The sequence below is a fragment of the Algibacillus agarilyticus genome, from assembly GCF_003286125.1.
Classification (GTDB): Bacteria; Pseudomonadota; Gammaproteobacteria; order Enterobacterales; family Alteromonadaceae; genus Algibacillus; species Algibacillus agarilyticus.
Genome location: NZ_QMED01000008.1, coordinates 111,665 through 133,721, shown reverse-complemented (window position 1 = coordinate 133,721; position 22,057 = coordinate 111,665). Strand labels below are relative to the sequence as shown.

The following is a 22,057-nucleotide window of genomic DNA, read 5'->3' as shown; positions in this document are numbered from 1 at the left end:
GCTTATACTCCTACCACATCTTCAGGTGTCACATTCGCTTGTGTATCTTGCGCTTGCTCTGGTTCTTTTTCTATTTGTTGCTGAGCTTCAGCAAGTGCGGCTTCGGCTTGGCCTTCAGATAACGATTCTGCTGATAAAGTATCAGTTGGGGCTTGTGTCTCACCTGCAGGAGGCGGTGTCTCACTTTCAATATTCGCTTCAAGCTCTGCTTGTTGAGTTTGTTGCTCTACGGCCTGTGCTTGTTCTGCATCGGCTGCCAGTTTAGCTTGCTCGGCGTGTTGATTCTGCTGGGCTTGTGCCTGTTGCGTTTGCAAAGATGCAGAGTTATCTGGGTAACTAATATTGTCAGGCATGATAATAATCCTCAAAAATAATTTAATGCGCTTAAACGGCACACTGAACTTTAATTATAGCTGAATTAAGTACGGTTGTGTTTAAAAAACAAGCGCTTTTTATGCCGCTTTAATATGATTCAATCGCTTATACTATATCTAGTTATAAGCTTAACGATACAGGTGAATAGTTAGATTAAATAAAGGGTTCAAGTTATTGGTCTATAGTCAAAGCGATCGGGTTTTAGGGGCCGGTTTCTCGTTCCAGACGAAACCGAAGTACTTACATCCATGTAAGCAAAGCAGTCAAAGCTACCGCGTCCTGCTCTCGCCCCTTACCTGCATCCATGCAGGCAAGCTTCGAGACGCCATGAGCATATGATCTACTATGTGATTGGGGCCGCCTAAATGGATTTAGGTGTTAGAACGACGCAGGAGCCAAAGTCGAGTGTAAGCGCTGACAATGAACCATAAAATCTGAGCGAAAAGACTATATTTATCAAACGTTAAGCTATTGTATTGCTTAAGTTCGAGTTATGATTAACGTTAAGCAAGCCGATATAAGAATGGATTCATGCCTTCACATCAAATTTCAATAAAACACTTTTTCACTGCTAAACCTTTAAATTACTTTGCGCGTATCGGTTTAGGCATTATTGATAAATTACTGGGTATCAGTTATTTAAATAAATTGTATCAAGCTAATCAATTTAATGGTTTGTCGGCTCACGCATTTACCGACAAGTTTATTCACGTTTTTAAATTATCCGCTGTGGTGAGTGGGTTTGATTTAACCGCATTGCCCAAAAACAAACCGATTGTTGTGGTTGCAAACCATCCTTTTGGCGGTGTTGAAGGTGTTGTGCTTGCTAACCTAATGGCACAAGTTCGCCCAGATGTTAAAATATTAGCGAATGTCGGTTTGTCTATTTTTCCTGAACTCGCGCCTTATTTTATTTACACTAATCCACTAAAAACCGGCGCGAAAGGTAATTTTGAATCGCTTAAGCGATGTCGTAAACACTTAGAAAATAAAGGATTACTCGTTATTTTTCCGGCGGGGCGAGTGAGTTACCACCGTAATGAATTTAAAGGCATTGCCGATCATGACTGGCATCGAAGTTTGCAATTTTTAGCTAAAGTGGAGGGGGTGCAATTATTACCCTTGCACATCGCGGGTCAAAATAGACCGTTGTTTTATCAATTAGGGCGTGTGTATTTTCGTTTTAGATTATTAATGCTGATCCGTGAAATGATAGCCAGTAAAGGACGTAACATCCCAATGACATTTGCCAAAAAATTAGTAACCCCGTATACCGAAAAAAATGATCAACAGAACACTGATTTAACGCGTTTGCTTACTTACTTACAAGATCCCAAATTACAGCTAAATTGGCCTAAAATTGATTCAGTCACTTTACAACCTTTAGCGACTTTTGTTGAGCCCGCTTTATTATTGGCCGAGGTGCAATCGTTACCTGAAGAGCAGCAGCTCGCTAAGCACAAGCAGTTTGTTGTTTATTATGCGCAATACGATCAAATCCCACACATCTTGCAAGAAATCCGGATCCGGCGTGAAGAGGCGTTTCGTTTATATGATGAAGGTAGTGGTCACCCGCAAGATGGCGATGAGCGCGATAAAACCTATACTCATTTGTTTGTGTTTGATCGTGAAGTGTCTAAATTAGTGGGGGCCTACCGAATGGGGCAAACCGATATTTTGCGTGAGCAAGGCGGAAATCAGGCGTTATATTTAGCACAAATGTTTAACTTTAATGCTGATTTTATTAATCAGCAGCAACCCTGTTTAGAAATGGGACGCTCGTTTGTCGTGCCAGACTATCAAAAAAGTTACCATTCGCTTTTGCTTTTATTTAAAGGCATTGCTCGATTTATCGCGCGTTTTCCACGCTATCAAACCTTGTATGGAACGGTTTCATTAACAACCCAATATAGTCCGTTGAGTGTGTATTTGATCCAACGTTTTTTGGTTAAACCAACCGATGCTGCTTTACCTAAGTTAGCCTTTGAACATGCTCACAGCCAAGAAGTGAGTCATTACTTATCTCAATACCCAGCCGACATTAATGAGTTAGAGTGGCTAGTAAAACAGATAGAGCCAGATGGCAAAGGCTTACCGGTATTACTCAAACAATATCATCAGCTTGGGGCGCAGTTTTATTGTTTAGGTATTGACCCTAACTTTGCGCAAACACCAGGCTTGTTGTTAAGTGTTCATTTACCGACTGCGCCTAAACGGTTTCTTAAGTTATATTTAGGTGATGAGCTGGAACGATATCTCGCACGACAGTTTTAGCGGTACCTAAATCTAAACCTAAATGTGTGTCATGCGTTGCATCGATGACGTTTTAAATTCGGTTAATAAGCAGGGAGAGGTGTCTCGGTAATTAAACTGCACGTGCTCATTAGAAACGATAATATGCGTTAAACTTTGCGTTTGCGCATCGTCGCGATGCATACAAACTGAATAAGCCTCTTTAGCAGGCTGATGACTTGCATGAAACACGAGTAAATCCAATGTGCCATTTTGGCTTTGCGCTTTCATTGCTTGATAGGTGGCTAAACGCGCTTTTTTAACTTCGGTAAAATTAAAGCCCGATGACGTTAGTGGAGCTTGTGCTACCGAAAGGGATAACTGTTCGCCATTCCAATCAAGTTGATTAACCAATGATTTTTTTGTCGATGTGTCGGCTGTAAATACACAAAGTGTGAAAGGGGCAAAATCGGCTAAATATTGGGGCGTAAGCTTTTTTTGAACTTGTTCAATCTCTTTTTCTGGCTTGGTAGGGCAAAGCGATAATAAATCGATAATAATTAGTCCTCGACTCCTTTTCGCTTTTTTACCTTTTAAAAGCGCCTGCTCACTTGCTTGATAATTATTTAATAAACAGTAAGTTGAGCCCATTTTGTTGGTTGCAATCCAAGTGCCGCCGGCTTGTGGGTCTATCGGATAAATCGCTTGTAAAGCATTATCAAATTGTGGATCTATCGCTTTAGGCCGTGTTACCTGTTCATCACGATTAAAGAAAACTTCATAACCCTTTGGCATTAATTGCCAACTTAATGTGCACATGTTTTGCTCTGTGATTTATATATAAAAAGGCTTGTTTTTTTATATTGTCATGGGGATATCGTGCTTTATATCATTAGACAAAGCGGTTAATAAATCGACAACCTTAAAGCTAGCATTTTCCATTTGCGTAAGACTCGTGACGACTTGTTCTGTATTTCCTTCCGCATAGGCTTTTAATGCCGCTATTCCTTGGTTATGAACATCTGCATGCGGTTTTTCTATTTGTTTAAACGCGTTAAACGTTGAATATTTTGTTGCGCCTTCACCAGTATAATACCATTGCCCTAAGCGACACATTGTGTGGTCGGCAAAGTCTTCAGGCGACTTATCTGACATACCTAACATAACTTTATAAACATCTAACTTCCAGACGACATGATCCATTTTTACTGTTTGTATAAATGCATTGGCCGTTGAATTTGTGATAACGGAATACATATTTTGCGACAGGTGTACTATTTTATCGGCGGTTTCTTCGATCCTCGAGGTGCTTGCATTTATCTCTGTGCTTTTTTGACCCACATGAAGAATACCTTTTATAACGCTTTCCATTTGTTGATTAACTTGTTCAATCAAATTGGATATCTCATTTGATGCTTCAGATGAGCGTTGTGCTAAGGTTCTTACTTCATCAGCGACAACGGCAAAACCTCTGCCTTGTTCTCCTGCTCGAGCGGCTTCAATTGCTGCATTCAGAGCTAATAAATTAGTTTGGTCAGATATACCTTTAATAATATCTACGAATTCATTAATGCCAGCGGTCACCGTTTTCAATTGATCAACGGAATCTGAAGCCGATTTAGTGTCTGTAGATATTTTTGCCGTTGATATCACGGTCTCTGCTAGCATATTCATGATGTGATCAAATAATTGCTGAGCCGATTGAAAGTCGTCTCGATGAGTTATAAGTTCAGCAGAAGACTCAGCTAGGTTTTCTCTAATTTGGTTAACAAGAGTGGATGATTGCAACCACAATTTATTTATATCTTGTTGATTATTCGCTCTTATTGTTACATCTGTCATGTCTGAAGACAGCTCAGTATTGGCATATGCAGCTTGGCTTAATTCGTCGGTGAGAGCTTTATTTTGTTGCTTTAAAGCTTTAATTTCATTTTTAAGGTTTTCTATTTCCGTATTTTTATTAAAGTTGAATATCATCAAACACCTCGTTATTAAATGAGTTAGCTAAGCGAATACATGATACCCAAGTGACTTGGGTATCATGTATATAAAACAGTAATATTTCCGAATGATAAGATCAACCCAAGGCTTTAACTTGACATAAAAATAGCGGAGATATAGACGGGCTAAGATTCACTTTTATTAAATTGCACCGTTGAAGGGGCTACGCCAAAGTTTGCAATATGATCGGATGAGGCTTGTGTATGTGTGGGTATTTGCGTCGATAAAATATTTTTCATTAACGCATAATGATGTACAGCGTGACTGGCGGCAAACATCAGTTCGCGGTTGATACTTGAAGGTACGCTGACAATACAGGTTTCGGTAATACTAATTTGAGATTCAACACTAATGAGTTTATCTAACTGAGTGTGGTCTAATTGACCCAACCAAGTGATTAATTTATTAATGCTTTGGATCGCGAGTTGTTTATCGGTTTCAACCTGGCTACCACGTTGACGATTCTCGTAGTTTACGATTGCTGAGTCCTGCTCTATGCAATGTTTTATCACAATAAAGTGATCAAGAATATGGCGAACATGTGCTCCAATCGAACTCATGTTTGAGCTGCAATATTGGTATTCTTGTTCAGATAAACGACTTAAAAAGATGATGGCTTGCGCGAGGCTATCTTGATAGTGTTTTATCATCTGCATTGGGCGCTTCCTGCAATTATTTTTGATTATTATTCGTTATAAATGAGACCGCTGTCTAGGACTTTCTATTTCAAATATTCTATTGTGCTATTTGGTTTATGTGCTACTTGGGTTATGTGATATTTGGTTTATGTGCTCATTGAAGCAATGTGATCGCAATTAAGTATATTAAGCTCAATGTTAGCGCATAGATTATTTATTTTAGTAAATTGATTAACGGTTGTGCTGCGACTAGGTCAGGGTACATTGCAAATAAGCGTGGCTCGATTTCCGGTTCTACTGGCTTCATGTCTGGGATCATGACCGTTTTACATCCCGCTTTAATAGACGCTAAGCAACCAGGATTTGAATCTTCAAAAACTAAGGTGTGTTCAGGCTTTACACCTAACTGTTCACAGGCGAGTAAATAACAATCTGGGGCGGGCTTTCGGTTGACTACATCTTCAGAGGTCACAATCGACTTCAATTTTTCAAAGCCGGTAAAGTAATTAAAATTGGTGTGCACATCGTCTAGCGAACTTGAGGTAACAATACCTATGTTGCCGCAGCGGGATGCGCACTCATCAAAAAAAGACTGCGCGCCTTGCATTAATGTGACTCCTTCCGCTTTTATCGTTTTTTGCAGCTTACTTTTGTGATTTATAAAGTCTTGAATTGGAAAGTCCGCGCCCCACTTTTGGTGAATGATTTGATGGCATTCATCAGTTACGACACCGACAAAGGCTTTATAATCGGTTTCCGTAAAGCTTTGTGAGAACGCTTTTGCTGCTTGTATCCAACCTTGCATATGAATTATTTCAGTGTTGAACAGTGTGCCATCCATATCAAATAAAACGGCATCAATTCGAGGTTGAGACATGGCTACATTCCTTATATTGAGCTTAAAGCTAACGTGAAGTTTTTAATTGAATGGGGAAGACTCGCTTCTTTTTCTAATGTGGTTAGCTGTTGTATATATTGTTCGATTAAAACAAGGCAAGGTGATTGCTTAAGACTATTCAATTTAGGGTTTTCAATGGAAAGTGTTGCGAGCCAACTCAGTAATCTATCTTGCTCTATTTTTTCAGCCGTGAGCTCAACCGTTAGTAGTTGTTTTTTTATTTCAGCTTGCTCAGTTTGCGTTAAGGTTTCACTGCCTTGTAGTTGCTTGCGTGTGGCTCTAATTATTTGAGTATTGGTTTGACTAAAACTGTCAATTTGCTGATGCAGTTGTTGGATAAACTTGGCATCAATCATCATATTATGATGTGATAAATAGGCCAGTAATAGTACTAAATTGATATTAGCGCCTAGGGAATTTTGTAACGCTAATAACTCCGAACTGACGTGCGGTTGAGCGTACAAATCACAAGCAAAGTTCCAAAACTGTTGTCTGTCTATCATGGTTAGGAACTTAGACTTGTCATTTAACATAGTGTTTAGACCTGGGCGTTAAACGCTTCTTGTTCCACTTCTAAAGCTTCTTCTGCTTCCATCCATGCTTCTTCTACGGTGGCTAATGCTTGTTTCACATCTTTTTGCTGTGTGAGCAAAGTGGTGAGTTTAGCTTTATTTTCGGCTTGATAAATTTCACTTTCAGCTAATTGAGCTTCAATGTCATCAAGCTCGGTTTGTAATTTCTCGACTTGTTTTTCTGCTTTGTCTATTGCTTGACGAATAGGACGTGTTTTTTGTCTAAACTCGGCATCTAATCGTTTTTGATCTTTACGTGAAATAGTGGGTTCTTTGTCAACATTGTTAGCGGCAATCGCTTGTTGTTTTTGCTCTTTGGCATCATTGCTTAACCATTTTTCATAATCCATTAAGTCACCGATAAACGGGGTAACTTGGCCCTGATTAACTAAGTAAAAATCATCACACGTTGAGGTTAAAATATGACGGTCATGCGAGACGATGATCATGGCACCTTCAAAGTTTTGTAAGGCCATGGTGAGTGCTAAACGCATATCCAAATCGAGGTGATTGGTTGGCTCATCCAGTAAAAGTAGGTTGGGTTTTTGCCATACTAGAAGCGCGAGTACTAATCGCGCTTTTTCACCACCCGAAAAGTTTTCGACAGGATCAAGTGCTTGATCGCCTTTAAAACCAAAGCCGCCTAAAAAGTCACGTAATACTTGCTCTAATGCCCCATTGGCGATACGGGTTATAGCACTTAACGGGCTGTCGTCGGCACGTAATTGTTCAAGCTGATGCTGAGCAAAATAGCCAATGTTTAAACCATGCCCAACGGTCATATCACCTTGTAAAGGCGAAAGCTCTTGCGCTAATAACTTAACTAAGGTCGATTTACCTTCGCCGTTACGACCCAGTAATCCTATACGGCTACCGGGAACTAAGTTCAGCTTTATCGTTTTAAGAATAGGGTTGGCATCTTCATAACCGACTGAAACTTTATCAAGGGAGATAAGCGGGTTTGGGTTCTTTTCGGGTTTTCTAAATGCAAAATTAAATTCAGAGTCGACATGCGCAGGGGCTAAATCTTCCATTTTTGAAAGAGCCTTTAAACGCGATTGGGCTTGTTTGGCTTTTGATGCTTTGGCCTTAAAACGATCAACAAATGATTGAATATGGGCTTTTTCGCGTTGTTGTTTTTCAAACATCGCTTGCTGTAATCTTAAATTCTCGGCACGCTGACGTTCAAAAGCAGAGTAGTTACCTTTGTATAAGGTCAATGTTGAATTTTCAACGTGGACTATTTGCTCGGTGACTTCATCTAAAAACTCGCGATCATGCGATATTAATAGCAACGTACCTTCATATGCTTTTAAAAAGCGGCTTAACCAAATAACCGCATCTAAATCTAAATGGTTAGTCGGTTCATCGAGTAATAATAAATCGGAACGACTAATTAAGGCTTGCGCTAGGTTTAAACGCATGCGCCAACCACCCGAAAAATCACGCACACTTGATTGGTGTTTATCTTGGCTAAAGCCTAAACCATTTAATAACTGACCGGCTCTTGCATTAATCGTGTAAGCATCAATCGCATCCAGTTTTTGGTGTAATTCACCAATTTTTTCACCTTGGTTGTTTGCTTCTGCTTTGGCTAATTCGGCTTGTAATGTTCTGAAAGGCACATCACCATCAATCACATAGTCAATCGCAGATTGGTCAAGCGCGAGTGTTTCTTGTTTAACATGTGAAATAAGCCAATTTTGTGGAACATTCACATCACCTGCGTCAAGTTGGATTTCATGTTTAAGCAGGGCAAATAAACTGGATTTACCACAGCCATTTTTACCAATTAAGCCGGTTTTTTGTTTTGGATAAATACTCAAAGACGCATCTTTAAGTAAGATGTTTGAGCCGCGCATTAAGGTGATTTGATTTAAAGTAAGCATTTATCTCGTAGTTTGTGATTAATCATTGGCTAATAATCGCGTATGATACAGGGATTAACAGGCACTGTTAAGCGATGTCTGAACTGGAAAAATAGACCTTGTATTTTACAAGGAATAAGCGAGATAAATATGAAGCAGAAAAAGCGTTTTATTGCTGGTGCAGTATGCCCTGCGTGCTCAGCACTTGATACCCTAAAGTTGTTTTTAGAAAACAATGTTGAAAAAGTAGAATGTGTTGATTGCGGTTATACCAAGAGCCAAACTGAATCAGGCGTGCAAGAAGCCAGTAAAAATGCCGATAATGTGATCGGCGTTTTCAAACCGGAATAAGCTCGTTTGATGGTTAATAATGAGGTGGCGGTGTTTCTTGTGACATAGGCGCCACTGCATCTGGCTGCATCGATTTCATTTTTTGTCCAACAAGATGCAGCTGACGATCTAACAGCAGTAATTGTTCTTGCTGATCACTTAAAGCCTTGTTTAACACTTCTATAGTATCTTCTTGGAAGCTCAGTCTCATTTCGAGCTCTTCTATTCTATTTTCTAACGCTTGCGTCATGATAACTCCATTGTTCTAAATACCCCGACGAGCTAAAGCTTACGAGCGAATGGTTGGATGGGTGAAATGCGGCAGAGTATACCACTGCGCTTCTGGTTTTACTGTTAGGTTTAGGGTTAACCGTAAAAGATTTTACGAGCAGTCCATTTTTAGTTTGCCACAATTCTAAGGTGCGATCGGGTGAACCAGTGACGAGTTGCGTACTATCGTGATTAAACCGTGCTGTATTAAACATACGCTGTTGTTGAGCTAAATTGAGCGTGGCTTGACGTTGACCACTGGCTTGTTGCCAAATATGCGCTTGACCTTGGCTGTCGGCGGTAAATAAAAAAGCGCCATTTTGATCAAGCGCCACTTTAGTAACTCTATTGGGGTGAACAAAACGGTGGATCACATCACCCGTATCAACTCGCCAAAAATAAGCAACATATTCATTACTGCCCGAAATCGCAAATTCACCAGAAGGCGATATAGCCACGCTATTAATTTTATCTTGATGCGCTAAAAAGGTTGTTCGCCGCCCATTACGGGGCTCAAAACTAACCACTTTGCCATCACTTTGACCAATTAAAATAACCTGTGCTTGAGCACTTACAGCAATATCACGAATACGGGCATCGGTTATTTGCCAAAAACCAAGGGCTTTACCATCGCTTACACGCCATAATGCAAACTCAGTAGGGCTGGCGGTAACCACATATAAATTGTCGCTACTAAATCGTGTAATAAAAATATCACTGTTTTGATTGCTCTGATGCTGCCAATGAAAAAGTGCTTTTTTAGTGCCTACATGCCAAATTTGCACGCCAGCGCCTGCTTGTGCAATTAATAAGTGCTGACCATCCGAACTAATTTGGCCGTCAAAAGTGGCTTGATCGCCGACATGCCAAAGCCACTCGGCCTTGTCTGCCTCTGGGCTACAGCCGGCTAAGCAGATTGCAATTGTATATAAAATATTAAAAAAGTATTTTTTAAGCACGTTATTCACTTGGTTTACGGCTGTTTATGAGGTTATTATAGCCGCTTTCGCGTAATCGGCGCTACGAGACCGTTTCGCTTATACACTCAAGTGATGGAGAATAATTATATGAAAAAGTTAGCGAGTGCATGCGCAGTTGCGGCCGCACTAACCTTATCTGCTTGTGGCGCTGAAAACGGCACAGAAGCAAAAACCGAAACTACAAAGCAAGAGGCATCTACATTGCAAACTGAAATTCAAAAACAATCTTATAGCCTAGGCGTATCTATTGCGACTAACATCCAACAACATGTTGAACAGTCTAACGAAATGGGTATTGCTTTAGAGCAAGACTTAATCGCAACTGGTTTTGCAGAAGCATTAGCGGGCAACCCACAAATTAAGATTGAAGATGCTCAGCCTTTATTAATGGCTTTACAACAAGCACAACAAGCTGCTCACGCTGAAAAGCAAGAAGCTGATCAATCTAAATTCCAAGAAGAAAGCGCTGCATTCTTAGCTGAAAACAAAACTAAAGAAGGTATCGTAACAACTGAGTCTGGTTTACAGTATCAAGTTGTTCAAGCTGCTGAAGGCGCTAAGCCAGCTGCTGAAGACACTGTAACAGTACATTACACGGGTACATTAATCGACGGTACTAAATTTGATAGTTCTGTTGATCGTGGCGAACCAGCTAGCTTCCCACTTAACCGCGTAATTAAAGGTTGGACTGAAGGTCTACAATTAATGCCTGTTGGTTCAAAATACCGTTTCTTCATTCCTTTCGATTTAGCATACGGACCACAAGGTACGGGTAGCATTCCTCCATTCGCTGCGCTTATCTTTGATGTTGAGTTAATCTCAATTGATGCTGCAAACGAAGAAGGTTAATTAGCTTTTAAGCTAAACCTGAAAAAAAACCGGCATTTGCCGGTTTTTTTGTATTTACGCCTAAGGCATGAGGTATACCACTTCTTATTTCGTCAGCCCAAACCAATGCACTTTAGCATAAGCTGGTGTGTTCAAAACGCGACCCCAACGTTCTTTTTTCTTACGCAACCCTACTACCCGAAAATGAAAACTTTGTGTAGGTTGGTGCTGAGGAACGAAGCCCAACTGTTACCAACAATGCTTAACCGGGTAATAAAGGGCTTGAAAGTGGATAACCGACATTCATCATCAAGCTTTTGCAAGCATTAACCTCAATGATTGATAACGATGCAAATGGCTGCACGCGAAAATAAATACAGGTAAGTTTATTACCTATAAAAAAGAGTCGAATGGCGGTTTTTAAATTTGAATTGACTTACGTTGGGCTTCGTACCTCAGCGCCAACCTACATAGATGCAAGAAATACCAAGTGGTTTTTGGGTCGCTGTTCTCGATAGTTTTTAAATTCAAGATGCGCCCCCAAAGCCCTTTATGCAATCAGCGATAGATAACGAAAGGGCTCGGTGCAAAAGTAAAGACCAGCCCCTGATGGTGCTGATGACTCTTAACTTGGGGTTTTGTCTCCACAATGTGCTGCTAATTGAATAAACTCTATCGGTTTATTAGTTTTCGGAATTTCATAAAAAGCAAAAGGGGTACTTATAGCGGGTTGGCATACGCCAATAGTTGGTGAATTATCCAGAAGGCGTCCGGAGTAATAATAAACAAAGATCTTGTCATCAAGTTCGATGATCTTGTCTATCCCTACATTTACCGAATTAGGTTGGTTGCCTGGGAAGATAGCAAAATATGTATACTGCTCCATATCAACTGTTTGTAGGTAAGGGGAGGCATCTGCTTGTTTTGTTTCAGTTGTATCACTTCCTACTACGATTACTGTATGGGTTAAGGCTGCTGCCATATCTTGTTCTAATTCGTCTAAGTTCGTATAAACCACATTGTGTTTTGATTTGGTTTTATCGTTGCTATAGTGTGTTGATAACACGGCTCGTGGTTCAAGTAAGTCAACTAAAGCAGAATCAGATTCGGTGCAATTTTGCAGCGGGTTATCTAGTTCAATAAACTCTACTGGTAAATCTTTTATATTTTCGACTATAGCAAAAGCATATGCTTGGCTTGGTTTAGCATATGTGTAACAGCTATCGTTAAGTAACTCATAACTTTGGCTATATTCAACAATGTATTTAAGGTTAGATTGTTTAATGCTCTGGATACTAATTGTAGCAAACGACCGAGTTAGTGTTGGGGTAACAACCGTAAACACCCCAACGTTGTGTTCTTCAATAAATAAAGGTGGTGTTTGCTTTTCAAATCCTGCCAGTTCAATATCATGACTTTGTAAAAATTGATTTAGTTTTGCTGTATCAGTGAACAGCGTAGATTCTGTAATATTGGTTGGTGTTGGTATTTGCCCTTGGAAGATTGTACTCAATGTCTCAACGTTTATTGGATTACAGTCTTGAGTCGATATTAACTCGGCTTCAATTTTCAAATCTGGCTTTGATAATTCGATAAAGGCTGAAGTAAAAAAGTCGGTGTTCGAGTTAGGTTGACAGTCTGGAATCGCGTCAGCGAATTCTAATCGGTAGCTGATCTGAGCAGTATCCTCAGTTTGACTCATGGAATCAATTTTAAGTGTATAACCTGGTGTTTGATATGCCGGACTATTAATGGCTATACGGGTTGTGCCATTACTGCTAGAAGTCGTTATGTTTTCTTGATCAATCGCATTGTCGAACGCTTGGGCTGTGTCAAAAGACTCTACTCGTTCTACCTGATTATTGAACTGCTGCTCTTGTTGATAAACCAGTTGATAGCTAATTGAAGATTGATTGTTATCGTCGTTATTGCAGCCAAGTAAACTGCTAGATATAGCTAAACTAAATAGAAGGGGTTTCCATTGCATTACGTTTTTCTCCCTAAAATACCCATAAAATAAAAGTTAATAATTAACGAGTATATTAGGCTAATGTTACAAGTTTGTGGTGGTTAAGTATTTCTGCTGAGCCGTCGATTATCGTTTTGGGGTGGCTGTCCTCGATGGTTCACCGATGGTTCAAAGCCAATGGCAAATGCGATCGCTATATAACGAAGATATTGTGCAAAAAAAGAAGCAAGAAATGGCCGATGTGATCGATTATTTAGCATGGTGGGTTATGTTTTTCATTGGTGATCGTTCTCAATTTAAAAAATGTATAAATCATGATAGATTTATTGTTTAGCCATTGTAAATACCTATTGCATGATCCCACTTATTACCAACCCCGTTTATAGTTATGACTTTCCGCACAAGCATCGTTTTCCTATGGAAAAGTTTGGTTTGTTACATACTTACCTGCAAGAACAAGGTATAGCAACACGTGCTAATACGTTTAGGCCGGGCAAAGCTAAAACTGAATTACTCGCGTTAGGCCATTGCCCTGAATATTTACAGCGTTTTATCACCGGCACTCTGTCGGCTAAAGAAGAGCGCCGTATGGGGTTGCCTTGGAGCGAAGGCTTATTAAGGCGTACCTTGATTTCGCCCAATGGCACGTTTTTAACCGCTCAACTTGCTTTAAAAAACGGCATTGCTTGTCACTTAGCCGGCGGTACACATCATGCACATTATGACTTTGCTTCAGGCTTTTGTATTTTAAATGACTTAGCCGTAACCGCTAAAGCGCTGATCAAGTTAGGCAAAGTAAAGCGGGTATTAATATTTGATTGCGACGTGCACCAAGGTGATGGTACTGCAACCATCTTACAAAATGACCCAGATGTATTTACGTGCTCGGTGCATTGCGATAAAAACTTTCCGGCTCGTAAAGCGCAAAGCGATTTAGATGTTGATATTGCCAAAGGCACAACCGATGAAGCTTATTTAACCACCGTGGTTGATACGTTTTGCCAATTATTAACGCAATTTAAACCCGATTTAGTGTTATATGATGCGGGTGTTGATATTTATAAAGATGATCCACTCGGGTTACTTAATATTAGTTTACAAGGCATCACGCAACGTGACCGCCATGTTTTAATGTTATGTAAACAAGCTAATGTGCCCGTTACCACGGTTATTGGCGGTGGCTACGACAACGACCGACTTGCACTGGCTAAGCGCCATGCGATAGCCGTAGAGCAAGCAAACTTGATTTTTAAATAATGGTTTTAATTTTGTTCGACTCTTCTTTTTTGCGCGCATTATCTATATCGACTGCTGGATAAAAAATTGCCATCTGGCTGAATTTAGCGAGGCTGTTCTAGATTGTTGGTTGTAGATTATTGCTCGTGGTCTTTGAGTGTTCTCGATCATTCATCTTTTTCGTTTTAAATAGCGAGGCAACCGATCTAAACAGGATTAACAAAAAATATACGTTCAGCTTGAAGTTTTAATATAAATCTTATAGTTTATATGTAAATTTAATGTTGAGTGTATATATGAAGTTTAATCCTGTTTTTGCCGCTGTTTGCCTTAGTGTATTGTCTGGTTGTAGTGCTACCCAGTTAACCGAAACAAAACAGACTGACTCACCCGCTGTTGCTTCTTTTTTGCCCAAAGCGCCCATTGGTTACCAATGGCAGTTAATTGAAAACATGTCTGATGAATTTAATGGCGATAGCTTAAATCAAGATAAATGGCTCAATTACATTCCTACTTGGCGAGGTCGACCACCTGCTAAATTTTTAAAAGAAAACGTGACCGTGAATAACGGTAATTTAGAGCTAAAAACCTCAACTTATTCAGGTGAAGATAAAGAAGATTTCACGATGGGCGGTGCTGCGGTATCAGGTAAATATGGCCAAACATTTGGTTATTTTGAATCTCGAGTAAAAGCGTCTAAAACAAAATTATCGACTACTTTTTGGTTGCATTCAGATAAAGCGGAAAACCCAAAGGGTGACTGTGAAAACCGTCACTCAATAGAAATTGATATTTTAGAAGCAATAGGCGGCTGGCCACAAGCGTGGTGGGCCAATATGATGCATTCAAATACGCATTACAAGCCAAGTGCTTTAAAAGACGGTAAATGTCGAGGCGCAGACTACCTTTCTAAAGGTGTAAAATACGATACAAAACGCAAATTATCTGACGATTTTAATACCTATGCCGCATGGTGGGTTACTCCTAATCAGGTACATTATTACTACAATGGCATACTCACTGGCACGGTCAACTTAACCCACGAAAAAGATCCGGTGGCGTTTAATGGGGATATGTCATTACGCATGGTGGCTGAAACTTACACATGGCAACAAAAGCTAATTAAAAATATACCGGGTAATCATTTGCCTTACCCAACGGCGGCAGAGTTAAACGATGCGAGCATTAATACGGCTTATTATGACCATGTTCGCAGTTATCAACTGGTGCCAATGGCCGATAATTTATTGGTAAACCCTGATTTTGAAGATGCTAATTTAGCTTGGCAATTTGCTTCTGGGGCAACGATATCAGCGGCCGCAAAACACAGTTACACGCAAGGCAAAGGTTTACGGGTTCAAGGTAAGGCGACAGCACAGCAAACGGTAAAGGTGAATACTAACAGCCATTATCGGTTAACGGGTTATAGTCGTAACCAAGAGGTGAATGCGGGTGGAAAGATTGTTGTAAAAGACCAACAGCAAAATATTATCGCAACAAGCTTGATTAACACGACCGAGTTTAAGCTTAGTCGTATTGAATTTAATACAGCCAATAACAGCCAGATCACGGTTGAGATCCAAGGTAGTCGGGGCAATGTGAGTTTGGTGGATAACTTAGCGTTAATTAAAATGTAAAGGCTGGGAATAAGTCATTTAATGGATTAGTCAATTTTCGACCTAACAGATTCAAAAAGATCGCTTAATATAAACTCACAATTACACGTGTTTTTTGAACTATTAAAGAGGCTGCTTTCTGCAAATAGCCAAAATCTGACTTTGGCTTTTGAATTACTCGCGGCAGCTCAGAGTTTAAAGCAGGCTTAATTTACTCATTAAGCCTGCTTGTATAAAACTGTTGTTTTCTTAGACGAAAAGTCAATATATATTTAATTGTTAACCAAATTTAGACTTGTACCTTTCCTATCAAGCGCTCCACTATAACGTGTTAATACAAGCGCAACTAAAACAACAATTGCGCCTACCCAAGGTGTATTCATTAGGCCATGTTCAGCGACAATATTACCTCCACCCCACGCACCAATTGCAATACCAACATTAAAAGCGGCGATATTTAATCCTGATGCTACATCTACTGCATTTGGTGTGTGTTTTTCAGCTAACTTAACCACGTATACCTGTAAGCCTGGAACATTCCCAAAGGCAAATGCTCCCCAAACCAAAATAGTAAGCACAGCTGTAATCGGGTTGTAAGCGGTATAGCTCAACATAAGTAATATGCCCGCAAGACCTGCGAAAATTATTGTTAACGCTTTAATTGGCCCCAAATTATCAGCCATTTTACCCCCCCAGATATTACCAATAGCAACTGACACACCATAAACTAAAAGTATCAAAGCAACAGAGCTTGAATCAAAACCACTCACTTCATTTAGAATCGGGGCTAAGTAAGTAAATGCGATGAAAGTTCCACCGTAACCAATAGCCGTAATCGCATAAACTAATAGTAATCGAGGATGAGTTAATACTTTTAACTGTGCTGTAATCTTAGTCGGCTTAGCTTGTTTTAAATTATTAGGCACTAATATCGCACTACCAATCATGGCTAATAAACCTAAAATAGATACGGTTAAAAAAGTCGCTTCCCAACCAAAAATTTGACCGATATAAGTGCCTAGAGGAACTCCAGTGACTAAAGCTACCGTTAATCCTGTAAACATAATGGCAATAGCACTTGCGCCCTTTTCTTTAGGCACTAAACCTGTCGCAATAGTCGAGCCTATTGAAAAGAAAACACCATGTGCTAACCCTGTTAGAATTCGGGCTATTATCAGCGCTTCAAAACTTGGTGCTTGCCAAGCCACTAAGTTGCCAATAACAAACAAGCCCATAACCGATAGCAACACATGTTTTCTGTTCCATCTACTGGTTAGTGCTGTTAACACAGGTGCGCCAATAGCAACGCCTAAAGCATAAAGACTTACCAATAAACCCGCTGACGGTATTGATACATTAAGGTCTTGTGCCATTGTTGGCAATAATCCAACAATTACGAATTCTGTTGTTCCTATAGCAAAGGCGCTAAGTGCTAATGCTATCAATGCGAGTGGCATGATGATCTCCAAATAAGTTTATTTAATAGATATAAAGTAAGGCGTTAAATTAAATCGCTTTCTTTATTTGTTGACGCCATTATTAACTGATAAACTTTTGTTATAAATAGCACTATTTGCAAATTACTTTTGTAATAAACGAGGTTAATTTGAGTTTAAAAACACGATCTGATGACTTAGAGCTTTTATTAGCTGTCATTGAATTTGGTGGCTTCTCTGCCGCAGCTGATGCACTTAATATTCAAGTAGCTCGTATATCCCGCTCAGTGTCTAAAATTGAAAAAGCACTTAACACAGCTATTTTAATTAGAACAACTAGGCGAGTAATGCTGACAGATGAAGGAAAAAAATTTATCGATGCGGTGAGCATAGGTTTACAACAAATCCAAAGTGCGGAATCAGACCTTATTCTTAAAGGAAAAGTGTCACAAGGAAAATTGCGTGTTGACGCTGTGAGTCCTTTTATATTTCACCAATTAACACCCCATATGAGTGCGTTTACTAAGGCTTACCCTGAAATAGAGATTGAACTCAACTCTAACGAAGGGATCATTGATTTAATTGAAAAACGCACTGATGTAGCAATAAGAATTGGCAAACTAGAAGATTCAACTCTACATGCTAGCGCCTTAGGAAAAAGCCCGCTTTTTATTGTCGCATCACCTGAATATATTGCACAAAATGGTTTACCAAAAACGCCTGATGACCTTAAAAGTCATAAATTAATCGGTTTTTCCAATATCAAATCACTTAACCAATGGCCTGTAAAAAGCTTGAATAACGTAAATCCGACTATGACAGCGAGCAATGGAGAAACCATTCGCCAGCTAGCTTTATCTGGAAGCGGTATCACTTGTTTATCTGGTTTTATGGTTAATACCGATATTGCATCAGGTCGGCTAATATCGCTTCTGGAGCCATACAGGCTATTTGGTACGGATCGTGAGTTAGTAAATGCTGTTTACTATAAATCTTCAGCGGTTGCAGAAAGGGTTACTGCATTTATTGAATTTATTAGGCCAAGATTAACATTGTAATAATTGATGTTTATGTCAGCCTTACCGGATAATTTGTTGTTATGAAACAAGTGCTAACGTCCATTTTTGTATCTTTTCTGATCAAATCAACTGTACGATTAGGTTAAACCTAAAATGGTAAAGTGTAAGATTAGATATGAGTTAATACACATTAAAAGAACAGATAAAATACTTTATCTGCTCTTTTTATACCTTGGCGTATAAATTCACCATTAAGTGGATCTATTCATTAACCAATGACCAAGTGCGTATCCAATCTACTTTCATGATGTTGTTATTGTCGTTTAACAAATCACTTTTTTGCGGCAAACCACCCACCCATGAAGAGTTTTGTGTCCATAGATCCCAAATTATATGTTGTTCAAGCGTGAAAGCTTGTTGGGTGTTCACTTTATTGACCGGCTCGCCATTTAGGTAAAATTGAACGGTATGAGCGTCTTTCCACCAAGCACCAAACACGTGATACTCTTCAGTCCAAAGTACACCTTGTAAGGTATTGCCGTCGGATAGATCAGTACGATTGTCTGAGTTACCGTGGTGACGTTCGGTTACGCCATTTTTAGTAATAAAATACTGCGAGTTCATTTTCCAAGGGTAGTCTGGTTGACAGTTACAGGTTGGTACTGGGTTTATTTCAATAATATCGATTTCGTCTCGGTTGTTAATGTCACCATTGTTCAACCAAAATGTACTGTAAGCCGATATATTGGCCACTTTTATTCGGCTTTCGGTATACATCGGAAACTTAATTTTGGCGTTAGAGCGAACGCGAGATGTTTCAAACCATTGGTCTGGATTGTTCTCGTTTAAGGTGGCTCGTATCCATAAGTTACCGTTTTCTACGCCAGAATTTTGATTCAACATGTTGACGGGAGTGCCGCCATAGTTCCAATTGGTTTTGATCCACTTTGAACTGTCCCACACATCAAACTCGTCTGACAAATTATTTACTTTTTGCCACTTTTTACCTTGCGGTGTATTGTCGTTAAACGATACAAATGATGGCAATGTTGGATCTGCCGTGTTGACATCAATGATATTGCCGCTTGGCAGAGCACAACCCGTATTGTCAACGGAGGTACCCGCTGGTGTTGCATTACACTGATCTATTTCATCATTTACGCCGTCATTATCACTGTCGAGTTGTGATAATGCACAACCGTTGGCATTTACGCTCGCATTGGCAGGGGTATTGGCACATTGGTCATTGGCATCAATGACACCATCGTTGTCGGCATCTAAATCTTGAACCGGGCCATCGGTTATATCTTGCTGCCAAACTAAACTAAATGATTCCAAGTTCCATTGCCAAGCATTGCTGCCGGATGCGTGAATTCTGACTTGTTGATTACCTGCAGGTAATTTGACGATCGCGGTGGCGGTAATGGGTCTAAAGTCATCCCAACCAAATGCAGGCACCGAGGCTTGAGCATAAGAAACCCATTGGCCTGCTTCTTTAACCAATATTTCAATTGCGCTATTATTTGTAATAGCTGTACCCACATTAAACGTAACTTGATACATGCCGGCTTCGCTAACCGCAACCGCATAATCGGTAAAATCACCCGCGTTGATATAGTTAATTGCGCCTTGGCCAGCTACATTATAGGTTGTTACCGGTGTTTGCTGTTGGTCGTTATAAGTGCCACCTTGGCTCACAAAACTTTCAGCTTCAACTTTAATGGTGCCTACGACTGGGTTATTACCTTCATCGTCATCATTATCATCTGCACTTTCTAAGCTAAATAAAACCGATTCTAAGTTCCATTGCCAGTCGTTATTGCCCGCTCCGACTAATTTAATTCGGCTAGTACCCGCAGGTAATGATATTTCATTTGTTAAGCTCAGCGCCTGAAAATTATCCCAACCGGCCGCCGGTACCGTGGTTTGCCCTTGGCTTTGCCAAGCGCCATTTTCATACATAAATAATTCAATGGCAGAACCAGAAGCAACATTCGTCCCAATAAAATACTCAACTGAATATATACCCGCCGTGGTAACAGCAAGATCATATTCTACATAATCACCTGAATTGATGTAGTTAATTGCTTGAGCGCCATTAACGCTATAGACATTAATCGGGTTGGCATTGCCGTCGGCAAATGTACCGCCACTCGCCACAAAACTTTCTGCTTGTAAGCGCACTGATTCGGCTTGAGCAGAATTGGCCATCCCCAGTAAAAATAGTGACGATAACGTAACATTCAGTGCTGAATATTTTAACCCCTGTTTATTTCTGTTATTCATTTTATCTCTGTTTTTTTATTGTTGATTTGAGCGTTCTGAGTTCGCCAATGGTTAAATAGAGAACAAACAGAACATAAATAGACCAAGATGGTCGATAAACAATCTATTTGTTTTTTAAAATAAATCAAGTTGTTAGGTGTTATTTGTTAACAATAATGTAAAGTGTCCACTTATTTGTGATTATTTTGTTTGTTTTTGCACGCAATTTGGTGTTTTTAGTTAAGGGGTTTAAGCGTGTTTTTTTATTTTAGAGTGTTTTTTTTGTTTATTGTTAAATTATGGGTCTGTTTTTTTTGATGTAGATGGAAGGGGTTGTAAGGCATTGGCTTCTTTTGTTGTTTTTTTTGATATTAAATTAATTTGTCTTTATGTTTTAAGCCATTAGTGACGTGTTTTAGCAAGATTTACTCACGTGATCTTAACGAGGATACTATTGGATTAAGGCCATAATGCGGCTCCGAAGATTAATGTGGTAAACAGGGGGAGTTGGGCAATATTTTTAGCCGTCATTTAATTTTAACCATTTGGTCAATTAATCGTCATCTAGCCTCACCATGCTATAGCTAATTTCTAAAACGAGAAACGTTATGGCTAGAGTTAGCAAACAATACAATGCAGTTTGGCTTTCGGATATACATTTAGGGTGTAAAGATTGCAAAGCTGAATTCCTGCTCGATTTTTTGGATAAAGTTAACGCTGATGTCATTTATTTAGTCGGCGATATTGTTGATTTTTGGGCGCTTGAAAAGCGTTTTCATTGGCCTGATTCGCATAATCAGTTGGCTTATAAATTGATGGACCTTGCGCGTTCGGGCTGTCGTATTGTTTATGTGCCGGGCAATCATGATGAAAAAGTGCGTAAATATGTTGGCCTGACCTTTTCTGATATTGAAATTCACCGCGAATTTGAACACACCACGTTAGAAGGCAAACGATTGCTAATTGCTCATGGCGATGATTTTGATGCTGAGGTGTGCTTAGGTAAATGGCATGCGCTTATTGGCGATGTGATGTATGACTTTTTACTTTTTCTTAATCGTTGGTGTTATTGGTTACGTGGCAAACTGGGTTTTGGTTATTGGTCGTTAGCGGGTTATATAAAAAGTAAAGTTAAAGGCGCTAACCAAGCCATTGAACGTTACAAAAAAGCCGCCGTTGATTATGCGCGTGAAAAAGGGATGGATGGCATTGTGTGTGGCCATATTCATCAACCCGGTTTAGAAGAAATTGACGGTATGTTGTATTGCAATGACGGTGACTGGATCGAAAACTGTACCGTTTTAGTTGAAAATCAAGATGGCTCGCTTGAATTGTTATATTGGACAGAGCAAGTTAAAAGCTTAAGCCAATATGTTAACAAGCCTATTTTAGTGCCAAATCGTCAAGCGGCTTAAACTTCTGTTTTATCTGCGCTGAAGCCTGTTAAAGCTAAGGTTTCACATTGGCTCGCCAAGCAAATATTGCAACAGTATTTGTCTTGGTGGCTAACTTTTGTGCGTATTG

Annotated in this window: 20 protein-coding genes; 8 read left to right on the top strand and 12 right to left on the bottom strand. The window is 39.7% G+C overall.

What is annotated here, in order from left to right; genetic code table 11:
- Positions 1-2: 2 nt before the first annotated feature.
- On the bottom strand, positions 3-353 hold the full coding sequence (locus DPX34_RS08715) for a hypothetical protein (RefSeq protein ID WP_111978027.1): 351 nt from the start codon (positions 351-353) through the stop codon (positions 3-5).
- Between the two features lie 553 nt (positions 354-906).
- Between DPX34_RS08715 and DPX34_RS08710 the strand changes: the two genes are divergently transcribed.
- Positions 907-2,649, top strand: a complete 1,743-nt coding sequence (locus DPX34_RS08710; RefSeq protein ID WP_111978026.1) for a bifunctional lysophospholipid acyltransferase family protein/GNAT family N-acetyltransferase — start codon at positions 907-909, stop codon at positions 2,647-2,649.
- Positions 2,650-2,667: 18 nt separating this feature from the next.
- Here the strand turns inward: DPX34_RS08710 and DPX34_RS08705 are convergent, their stop codons facing one another.
- The 6 genes from DPX34_RS08705 to DPX34_RS08680 form a co-directional block, all read right to left on the bottom strand.
- Complete coding sequence (locus DPX34_RS08705) at positions 2,668-3,426, bottom strand: NRDE family protein (protein WP_111978025.1); 759 nt, start codon at positions 3,424-3,426, stop codon at positions 2,668-2,670.
- 39 nt (positions 3,427-3,465) lie between these two features.
- Positions 3,466-4,584, bottom strand: coding sequence for a methyl-accepting chemotaxis protein (locus DPX34_RS22275; RefSeq protein ID WP_111978024.1), 1,119 nt, complete (start codon positions 4,582-4,584; stop codon positions 3,466-3,468).
- 149 nt (positions 4,585-4,733) lie between these two features.
- On the bottom strand, positions 4,734-5,264 hold the full coding sequence (locus DPX34_RS08695) for a DinB family protein (RefSeq protein WP_111978023.1): 531 nt from the start codon (positions 5,262-5,264) through the stop codon (positions 4,734-4,736).
- A 196-nt stretch (positions 5,265-5,460) separates the two neighbouring features.
- Entirely contained in the window at positions 5,461-6,123 is a 663-nt protein-coding gene (locus tag DPX34_RS08690; RefSeq protein WP_111978022.1) for an HAD family hydrolase, read from the bottom strand.
- Positions 6,124-6,134: 11 nt separating this feature from the next.
- Complete coding sequence (locus tag DPX34_RS08685; RefSeq protein ID WP_157964668.1) at positions 6,135-6,647, bottom strand: TIGR02444 family protein; 513 nt, start codon at positions 6,645-6,647, stop codon at positions 6,135-6,137.
- 35 nt (positions 6,648-6,682) lie between these two features.
- Positions 6,683-8,605, bottom strand: coding sequence for an ABC transporter ATP-binding protein (locus DPX34_RS08680; protein ID WP_111978020.1), 1,923 nt, complete (start codon positions 8,603-8,605; stop codon positions 6,683-6,685).
- 129 nt (positions 8,606-8,734) lie between these two features.
- Here DPX34_RS08680 and DPX34_RS08675 point away from each other — a divergent pair, with 129 nt between their 5' ends.
- Positions 8,735-8,935, top strand: coding sequence for a YheV family putative zinc ribbon protein (locus DPX34_RS08675; RefSeq protein ID WP_198673658.1), 201 nt, complete (start codon positions 8,735-8,737; stop codon positions 8,933-8,935).
- Positions 8,936-8,948: 13 nt separating this feature from the next.
- Here DPX34_RS08675 and DPX34_RS08670 read toward each other — a convergent pair whose 3' ends face one another.
- Positions 8,949-9,164: a SlyX family protein gene (locus tag DPX34_RS08670; protein WP_111978019.1), complete on the bottom strand. Its 216-nt coding sequence runs from the start codon at positions 9,162-9,164 to the stop codon at positions 8,949-8,951.
- Positions 9,142-10,143: a WD40 repeat domain-containing protein gene (locus tag DPX34_RS08665; protein WP_157964667.1), complete on the bottom strand. Its 1,002-nt coding sequence runs from the start codon at positions 10,141-10,143 to the stop codon at positions 9,142-9,144. The genes DPX34_RS08670 and DPX34_RS08665 overlap by 23 nt, the downstream gene beginning before the upstream one ends.
- A gap of 108 nt (positions 10,144-10,251) precedes the next feature.
- Here DPX34_RS08665 and bamJ point away from each other — a divergent pair, with 108 nt between their 5' ends.
- Entirely contained in the window at positions 10,252-11,013 is a 762-nt protein-coding gene (gene bamJ / locus DPX34_RS08660) for a BamJ family beta-barrel-assembly machinery protein (protein ID WP_111978017.1), read from the top strand.
- 604 nt (positions 11,014-11,617) lie between these two features.
- Here the strand turns inward: bamJ and DPX34_RS08655 are convergent.
- Complete coding sequence (locus DPX34_RS08655) at positions 11,618-12,979, bottom strand: hypothetical protein (protein WP_111978016.1); 1,362 nt, start codon at positions 12,977-12,979, stop codon at positions 11,618-11,620.
- Between the two features lie 145 nt (positions 12,980-13,124).
- On the opposite strand from DPX34_RS08655, the gene DPX34_RS21715 reads away from it, so the two are divergent.
- From DPX34_RS21715 to DPX34_RS08645, 3 genes are all read left to right on the top strand, one after another.
- On the top strand, positions 13,125-13,295 hold the full coding sequence (locus tag DPX34_RS21715) for a hypothetical protein (RefSeq protein WP_157964666.1): 171 nt from the start codon (positions 13,125-13,127) through the stop codon (positions 13,293-13,295).
- A gap of 20 nt (positions 13,296-13,315) precedes the next feature.
- Positions 13,316-14,218: a histone deacetylase family protein gene (locus DPX34_RS08650; protein WP_198673657.1), complete on the top strand. Its 903-nt coding sequence runs from the start codon at positions 13,316-13,318 to the stop codon at positions 14,216-14,218.
- A gap of 275 nt (positions 14,219-14,493) precedes the next feature.
- The gene (locus DPX34_RS08645; RefSeq protein ID WP_157964665.1) at positions 14,494-15,834 is read left to right on the top strand and encodes a LamG domain-containing protein; all 1,341 of its coding nucleotides are present in this window, start codon (positions 14,494-14,496) and stop codon (positions 15,832-15,834) included.
- Positions 15,835-16,085: 251 nt separating this feature from the next.
- On the opposite strand, the gene DPX34_RS08640 is transcribed toward DPX34_RS08645, so the two are convergent.
- Positions 16,086-17,270 (bottom strand): MFS transporter, encoded by a 1,185-nt coding sequence (locus tag DPX34_RS08640; RefSeq protein ID WP_111978013.1) that lies wholly within the window; start codon positions 17,268-17,270, stop codon positions 16,086-16,088.
- Between the two features lie 149 nt (positions 17,271-17,419).
- Between DPX34_RS08640 and DPX34_RS08635 the strand changes: the two genes are divergently transcribed.
- Positions 17,420-18,307, top strand: coding sequence for a LysR family transcriptional regulator (locus tag DPX34_RS08635; RefSeq protein ID WP_111978012.1), 888 nt, complete (start codon positions 17,420-17,422; stop codon positions 18,305-18,307).
- Positions 18,308-18,529: 222 nt separating this feature from the next.
- Here DPX34_RS08635 and DPX34_RS22270 read toward each other — a convergent pair whose 3' ends face one another.
- Positions 18,530-20,554 carry a carbohydrate-binding protein gene (locus tag DPX34_RS22270; RefSeq protein WP_111978011.1) on the bottom strand — a complete coding sequence of 675 codons (2,025 nt, stop codon included), beginning with the start codon at positions 20,552-20,554 and terminating at the stop codon, positions 18,530-18,532.
- 587 nt (positions 20,555-21,141) lie between these two features.
- On the opposite strand from DPX34_RS22270, the gene DPX34_RS08625 reads away from it, so the two are divergent.
- Entirely contained in the window at positions 21,142-21,948 is an 807-nt protein-coding gene (locus tag DPX34_RS08625) for a UDP-2,3-diacylglucosamine diphosphatase (protein WP_111978010.1), read from the top strand.
- Positions 21,949-22,057: the final 109 nt, after the last annotated feature.

Coding starts and splice junctions, on each gene's coding strand:
- DPX34_RS08645 (WP_157964665.1), top strand. CDS start 14,494: ATGAAGTTTAATCCTGTTTTTGCCGCTGTTTGCCTTAGTGTATTGTCT.
- DPX34_RS08695 (WP_111978023.1), bottom strand. CDS start 5,264: ATGCAGATGATAAAACACTATCAAGATAGCCTCGCGCAAGCCATCATC.
- DPX34_RS08685 (WP_157964668.1), bottom strand. CDS start 6,647: ATGATAGACAGACAACAGTTTTGGAACTTTGCTTGTGATTTGTACGCT.
- DPX34_RS21715 (WP_157964666.1), top strand. CDS start 13,125: ATGGTTCAAAGCCAATGGCAAATGCGATCGCTATATAACGAAGATATT.
- DPX34_RS22275 (WP_111978024.1), bottom strand. CDS start 4,584: ATGATATTCAACTTTAATAAAAATACGGAAATAGAAAACCTTAAAAAT.
- DPX34_RS08655 (WP_111978016.1), bottom strand. CDS start 12,979: ATGCAATGGAAACCCCTTCTATTTAGTTTAGCTATATCTAGCAGTTTA.
- DPX34_RS08705 (WP_111978025.1), bottom strand. CDS start 3,426: ATGTGCACATTAAGTTGGCAATTAATGCCAAAGGGTTATGAAGTTTTC.
- DPX34_RS08670 (WP_111978019.1), bottom strand. CDS start 9,164: ATGACGCAAGCGTTAGAAAATAGAATAGAAGAGCTCGAAATGAGACTG.
- DPX34_RS08675 (WP_198673658.1), top strand. CDS start 8,735: ATGAAGCAGAAAAAGCGTTTTATTGCTGGTGCAGTATGCCCTGCGTGC.
- DPX34_RS08690 (WP_111978022.1), bottom strand. CDS start 6,123: ATGTCTCAACCTCGAATTGATGCCGTTTTATTTGATATGGATGGCACA.
- DPX34_RS08650 (WP_198673657.1), top strand. CDS start 13,316: ATGATCCCACTTATTACCAACCCCGTTTATAGTTATGACTTTCCGCAC.
- DPX34_RS08625 (WP_111978010.1), top strand. CDS start 21,142: ATGGCTAGAGTTAGCAAACAATACAATGCAGTTTGGCTTTCGGATATA.
- DPX34_RS08710 (WP_111978026.1), top strand. CDS start 907: ATGCCTTCACATCAAATTTCAATAAAACACTTTTTCACTGCTAAACCT.
- DPX34_RS08715 (WP_111978027.1), bottom strand. CDS start 353: ATGCCTGACAATATTAGTTACCCAGATAACTCTGCATCTTTGCAAACG.
- DPX34_RS08680 (WP_111978020.1), bottom strand. CDS start 8,605: ATGCTTACTTTAAATCAAATCACCTTAATGCGCGGCTCAAACATCTTA.
- DPX34_RS08640 (WP_111978013.1), bottom strand. CDS start 17,270: ATGCCACTCGCATTGATAGCATTAGCACTTAGCGCCTTTGCTATAGGA.
- DPX34_RS22270 (WP_111978011.1), bottom strand. CDS start 20,554: ATGAATAACAGAAATAAACAGGGGTTAAAATATTCAGCACTGAATGTT.
- bamJ (WP_111978017.1), top strand. CDS start 10,252: ATGAAAAAGTTAGCGAGTGCATGCGCAGTTGCGGCCGCACTAACCTTA.